The sequence below is a fragment of the uncultured Microbacterium sp. genome (assembly GCF_963521695.1).
In the GTDB taxonomy this organism is placed as follows: Bacteria; Actinomycetota; Actinomycetes; order Actinomycetales; family Microbacteriaceae; genus Microbacterium.
On the sequence record NZ_CAUQWC010000224.1, the window covers coordinates 1 to 5,418 of the forward strand.

The following is a 5,418-nucleotide window of genomic DNA, read 5'->3' on the forward strand; positions in this document are numbered from 1 at the left end:
CGTTCGAACGCTTCGCGGTGCATCTGCTCGACCCGGTCCGGGTCGGCGGTGCGCAGCAGGTAGTCGTAGCGTGCGATCGCGGCGCGATCGTCGGGCGAGAGGCTCGACGAGCTTCCGGATGCCGCGGGCGGAGCGTAGCGCCCGGTCGGCGCGGGCGGGGCACCGTGACCGGTGGGCGGGGCGGGCGGCATCGTGGCCGACGAACCCGTGCGCCTGTCGCCGGTGACGGCATCCGCTGCGGAGCGCACCATGTCGCGCCAGTCCTTGCCGCCGCCCGCAGCCGGGGGACGCTGCGAGGACGACGACGATGCCTTGTCGACGGCCTTGGACGCGAGATCGAACAGACGGGAGAACGAGACCACAGGGTCACCCTTCGACGGGCAGCGCGAGGCTGCGACGTCAAGGTCTCCTCCGCCCGAATCGGACCGACGCACCCGGAGACCAGCGGTGGCCTCGTGATGACGGATGCATCGCGACGGGAGTACTCCCCTTGCTGCTCTCATCGTATGGCGGCCACCTATGCGCTTGCTGGGTCAGGCGCCCGTCGCGCGCACGGCGGTGAGTCCGGATCGCACCGGCCCCCGCACCAGCACGTGACCGCGAGCGAGGGTGACGCGCGTCCACGCGCCGCTCGTCCTCACGGCCGCCATCTCGCCCCCGGCGATGAATCCGAGGGCGAAAGCGGCGAAGGCCGTTCCGAGCGGCAACCCGCCCAGCGCCTCGTCGGGCTGACCCCATACCTGCGCGCGAACGACACGCACGACGTCCTCCCCGGCATCGGCGGGCAGGGCATCGGTGACGGCGGCGACGCCGTACTGCGCGCGGGATGCCAGGACGGCGGCGTCGATGGCATCCGTCTGGTCCCATCCGCTGCGCGGCGGCGAGATCCCCGCCCACGCGGGAGAGGTCGCGGTCTCGGGAAGGATGACGGCCTGCGCGTCGTCGGGGGCCGGCAGCAGAGCCGCTGCGTCGACGACCACATCGCACTCGAGCTCGGGGTCGATGGCCGACACCCGCAGTCCCAGCACCGTGGGCGTGGTGTCGAACAGACCGCGGGGCGCCAGAGGCGCGGCAGTCGCGACGAGCACGCCGTTTTCGGCCCGGAGTCGCACCGTCCCGTCGCCCAAGCGGATCGCGCGGGACGCGAAGGTGAGCAGGTCGGCGGCCGCCTGCGGATCGGGGAACAACAGACGCGCTGACACCCGCCCTAAACTACCAAGCGGTGCGGGCCCGCCGTACCGGAATGGAGTCAGCGTGACCGACGCCGTCGATCCCGTGGCGTCGTTGCTCGCGGTCCTCGACCTCCGCGACGCCGGAGCCCGGACCACCGAAGACATCTTCACCGGCGTGTCACAGGCCATGCCGTTCGGCCGCGTTTACGGCGGCCAGGTGCTCGCGCAGTCCATCGTGGCAGCATCGCGCACCCTGCCACCCGAACGCACGGTGCACTCGATGCACGGGTACTTCCTGCGTCCCGGTGATCCCGCCGACGGCATCACCTTCTCGGTCGACCGCATCCACGACGGGCGCTCCTTCTCGACTCGCCGAACCCAGGCCTACCAGGCGGGCGTGCCGATCTTCTCGATGATCGCCTCGTTCCAAGACGACGACCCCGGTCTCGAGCACGCCGAGCCCATGCCGGACGGCATCCCGCTCCCCGAAGACCTTCCGGAGTTCGATCCGCAGGGTCTGCATCCGCTGAGTCGCCGGATGTTCTCCGAGCGTCCGGCCGATGTGCTGCACGTCCCCTCACCGCTGTACACCTCGGTCGAGGGTCCACACGTGCCTCGGCAAGCCGTGTGGATGCGCACGCGTCGCCCCCTGCCCGACGATCCCGCGGTGCACCGTGCCGCACTCGCCTACCTCAGCGACCTCACCATCCAGGAGACGATCCTCCGAGCCCACGGTGTGGCGTGGAGCACGCCGGGGCTCAAGGTCGCCAGCCTCGACCACGCGATGTGGTGGCACCGTCCCGGCCGCGTCGACGACTGGCTCCTGTACATTCAGGAGTCGCCCAACGCACGCGGCGGCCGCGGCCTCTCGACCGGACGCATCTACACGCGCGACGGTCTGCTCGTGGCGAGCGTGGCGCAAGAGATCATGGTGCGGGTGCCGCGCGACTGAGGTCGTCTGTGGGTGCCGCGAGCGACGGCCGAGGCTACGTACGGCCGGGGCCGGCTACCGACGCCGGGGGTGTCGAAGACGGCGCCCGGCAGACCGTGCCCGGCAGACGACGCGAACAGCGTCTAGGCCGCACCGAGCCGCCGCGGTCAGCCCCGGGCAGACCGCCGGCGGTAGTCGATCGGGTCGCCGGTGTACGGCGCCCACGCCTCTCGCTCGGCGGAACTCCAGCGGATCGGACGACCGCTGGCGGTGTCGACGAGGACGACGACGACGGTCGCTCGGGCGTACAGCACCGGCTCGTCGGAGCCCGTCGGGCTGAAGACCTCGAAGCAGATGTCGGCGCTCGATCCCCCCATCGCACCGATCCACAGGCGCACGTCGAGAGGGCGCTGGCTGTAAGGCACGGGGCGGAGGTACTCGATCTCCTGGCGCGCGATCAGCGTGGCGCGCTCTCCCCCGCTCTCGAGCACGCTCATGTCGAACACCGCGGTCGGCAGCGGGATGCCGTCGCCGTCGCCACGCCAGAAGGCGCGCAGGCGAGCCTCCTCGAGCAGCTTCAACATCGAGGTGTTGTTGACGTGTCCGAGGGCGTCGAGATCGCCCCACCGCACGGGGATCGGCACGTGCACCCGCTCGGGTCCGGCACCGGCCGGACCCGAGTCGGGGGTTGCAGAGGTGTCAGTCACGCGTGAGCTTGCGGTACGTCGAACGCGCCGGGTTCGCGGCATCCGCCCCGAAGCGTTCGATCTTGTTGGCCTCGTACGCCTCGAAGTTGCCCTCGAACCAGTGCCACTGGTCGGGGTGCTCCTCGGTGCCCTCGTAGGCGAGGATGTGCGTGGCGATGCGGTCGAGGAACCACCGGTCGTGGGTGATGACCACGGCGCAGCCGGGGAACTCGAGAAGGGCGTTCTCGAGCGAGCTGAGGGTCTCGACGTCGAGGTCGTTCGTCGGCTCGTCGAGGAGCAGCAGGTTGCCGCCCTCTTTCAGCGTCATGGCCAGGTTCAGGCGGTTGCGCTCACCACCGGAGAGCACTCCGGCCTTCTTCTGCTGGTCGGGCCCCTTGAAGCCGAACTTCGACACGTAGGCGCGCGAGGGGATCTCGGTTTTGCCGACCGTGATGATGTCGAGGCCGTCGGACACCACTTCCCAGAGCGTCTTCTCGGGGTCGATGGCCGCGCGCGACTGGTCGACGTAACTGATCTTGACCGTCTCGCCGATCTTCAGGGTCCCCCCATCGAGCGGCTCGAGGCCGACGATGGTCTTGAAGAGCGTCGTCTTCCCGACGCCGTTGGGGCCGATGACCCCGACGATGCCGTTCGGGGGCAGGTTGAAGCTGAGGTTGCTGATCAGCGAACGGTCGCCGAAGCTCTTCTCGAGCTTCTTCGCGTCGATGACGATGCCGCCGAGACGCGGGCCCGCGGGGATCTGGATCTCGTCGAAGTCCAATTTGCGCGTGCGCTCGGCTTCGGCTGCCATCTCTTCGTAGCGCGCGAGGCGCGCCTTCGACTTGACCTGGCGGCCCTTAGCGTTGGAGCGCACCCACTCGAGTTCTTCCTTGAGGCGCTTGGCGAGCTTGGCGTCCTTCTTGCCCTGCACCTCGAGACGCTGGCCCTTCTTCTCGAGGTAGGTCGAGTAGTTGCCCTCGTACGGGTAGAGGTGCCCGCGGTCGACCTCGGCGATCCACTCCGCGACGTTGTCGAGGAAGTACCGGTCGTGGGTGATGGCGATGACCGCGCCCTTGTATGCCTTGAGGTGCTGCTCGAGCCACAGCACGCTTTCGGCGTCGAGGTGGTTGGTGGGCTCGTCGAGGAGCAGCAGGTCGGGCTTCTGCAGCAGGAGTTTTGCGAGGGCGACGCGGCGACGCTCTCCACCGGAGAGCGGGACGACCGAGGCGTCGGCAGGCGGCGTGCGCAGCGCGTCCATCGCCTGCTCGAGCTGAGAGTCGAGGTCCCAGCCGTCCGCGGCGTCGATCTCTTCCTGCAGCGTGCCCATCTCGGCCAGGAGCGCGTCGAAGTCGGCGTCGGGGTCGGCCATGAGGGCCGAGATCTCGTTGAAACGGTCGAGCTTGGGCTTGATCGCCACACCGTCCTGGATGTTCTCCAGCACCGTCTTGGTGTCGTCGAGCTCGGGCTCCTGCATCAGGATGCCGACCGAGAAGCCGGGGCTCAGACGCGCCTCACCGTTGGAGGGATTGTCGAGCCCGGCCATGATCTTGAGGATCGTGGACTTTCCGGCGCCGTTCGGGCCGACCATCCCGATCTTCGCACCGGGGAGGAACGACATCGTGACGTCGTCGAGGATGAGCTTGTCGCCCACAGCCTTGCGGGCACGGACCATGGAATAGATGTATTCGGCCATATCCCGTCCAGTCTAGGGGCGGCGTGCGGCGGGAGCCGACGGGCGTCGGACGCCTCTCACCAGTCGATCGGCCGCGTCTGCCCGATCAGGCACCCGCCCGACGAAAGGCCGGGCAGCACCGTCGTGACGGGATCTCCGATGGAGGGTCCGACCTGACCGACGAGGCAGTCCGCGCCGAGCCGGACGGAGAACTCGATGCTCTCTGCGGCGTTCCCGATCGTCGACTCGTCGGGTGTCACCTGCATCGCCCCCTTGTCGAACCCCGCCCCCGCCAGCGCGTCGATGTAGGCGCGTCCGTCGACCTGACCGGATCCCGCCCACACCGTCGCGACGACCTGCGAGAAGAAGGGGAGGTTCTGCTGCGCGCTGCCGCCCGGAACGAGGGCGACGGCAGCCGGCGAGCTCGGCGCGGCGGTGGCGGCATCCGCCGGAGCCGAAGACACCGTGGCGCCCGTGTCGACCGTGTCGGTCGGTGTCGCGGGAGATTCGCCGGTGCAGCCCGTGACGGCCAGAACAGCCAGGAGGGTGAGGACGGCGAGAGGGCGACCGAGAGAGCGAGACACGGCTTCGAGTCTACGGACCCGAACGCCGCGCTCCATCGGCCGCCGCCCATCGCCGGCGGGCGTCAGAACGGTCTGTCGGGGTCCGATGCGACGGCGCCACCCGGGCCCGCGCCGACACCGACCGGTTCGTTCGGCGCACCCGGCACTGACCAGGCCGCCTCCTCCGCGGCGTCCTCCCCCTCTGCTCCGCCACCGGCGGTGGTCCCCGCGAGGGAGTCGGACGCTGCTCCCGCGGGAGCGCCGGGCTTGGGCGTGCGGTCGAAGCGCGTGGTTCCCCATCGCAGATCGTGACCGATGGCATCGGCGACGACGTCGGCGCTCACGCCGCGTTTCGTCTCGGTCTCCCACTCGCGCAACCGCAGTCTTCCGCTCA

General features: G+C 69.7%; 5 protein-coding genes and 2 pseudogenes. 1 reads left to right on the forward strand and 6 read right to left on the reverse strand.

Annotated features, from left to right (window positions below):
* Together RWP81_RS13835 and RWP81_RS13840 are read right to left on the reverse strand one after the other, a co-directional pair.
* Window positions 1-362, reverse strand: a pseudogene (locus RWP81_RS13835) (cation-transporting ATPase); the annotation flags it as partial.
* A 171-nt stretch (window positions 363-533) separates the two neighbouring features.
* Window positions 534-1,202: a hypothetical protein gene (locus tag RWP81_RS13840; RefSeq protein WP_314457028.1), complete on the reverse strand. Its 669-nt coding sequence runs from the start codon at window positions 1,200-1,202 to the stop codon at window positions 534-536.
* Between the two features lie 52 nt (window positions 1,203-1,254).
* Here RWP81_RS13840 and RWP81_RS13845 point away from each other — a divergent pair, with 52 nt between their 5' ends.
* On the forward strand, window positions 1,255-2,124 hold the full coding sequence (locus RWP81_RS13845) for an acyl-CoA thioesterase II (protein WP_314457030.1): 870 nt from the start codon (window positions 1,255-1,257) through the stop codon (window positions 2,122-2,124).
* A gap of 146 nt (window positions 2,125-2,270) precedes the next feature.
* Here RWP81_RS13845 and RWP81_RS13850 read toward each other — a convergent pair whose 3' ends face one another.
* From RWP81_RS13850 to RWP81_RS13865, 4 genes and pseudogenes are all read right to left on the reverse strand, one after another.
* Window positions 2,271-2,810 (reverse strand): thioesterase family protein, encoded by a 540-nt coding sequence (locus RWP81_RS13850; protein WP_314457032.1) that lies wholly within the window; start codon window positions 2,808-2,810, stop codon window positions 2,271-2,273.
* Window positions 2,803-4,482: an energy-dependent translational throttle protein EttA gene (gene ettA, locus RWP81_RS13855; protein WP_055954247.1), complete on the reverse strand. Its 1,680-nt coding sequence runs from the start codon at window positions 4,480-4,482 to the stop codon at window positions 2,803-2,805. Before ettA ends, RWP81_RS13850 begins: the two co-directional genes overlap by 8 nt.
* Window positions 4,483-4,538: 56 nt before the next feature.
* Window positions 4,539-5,045: a DUF6993 domain-containing protein gene (locus RWP81_RS13860; protein WP_314457034.1), complete on the reverse strand. Its 507-nt coding sequence runs from the start codon at window positions 5,043-5,045 to the stop codon at window positions 4,539-4,541.
* 62 nt (window positions 5,046-5,107) lie between these two features.
* Window positions 5,108-5,418 (reverse strand): annotated as a pseudogene (locus tag RWP81_RS13865) (single-stranded DNA-binding protein); the annotation flags it as partial.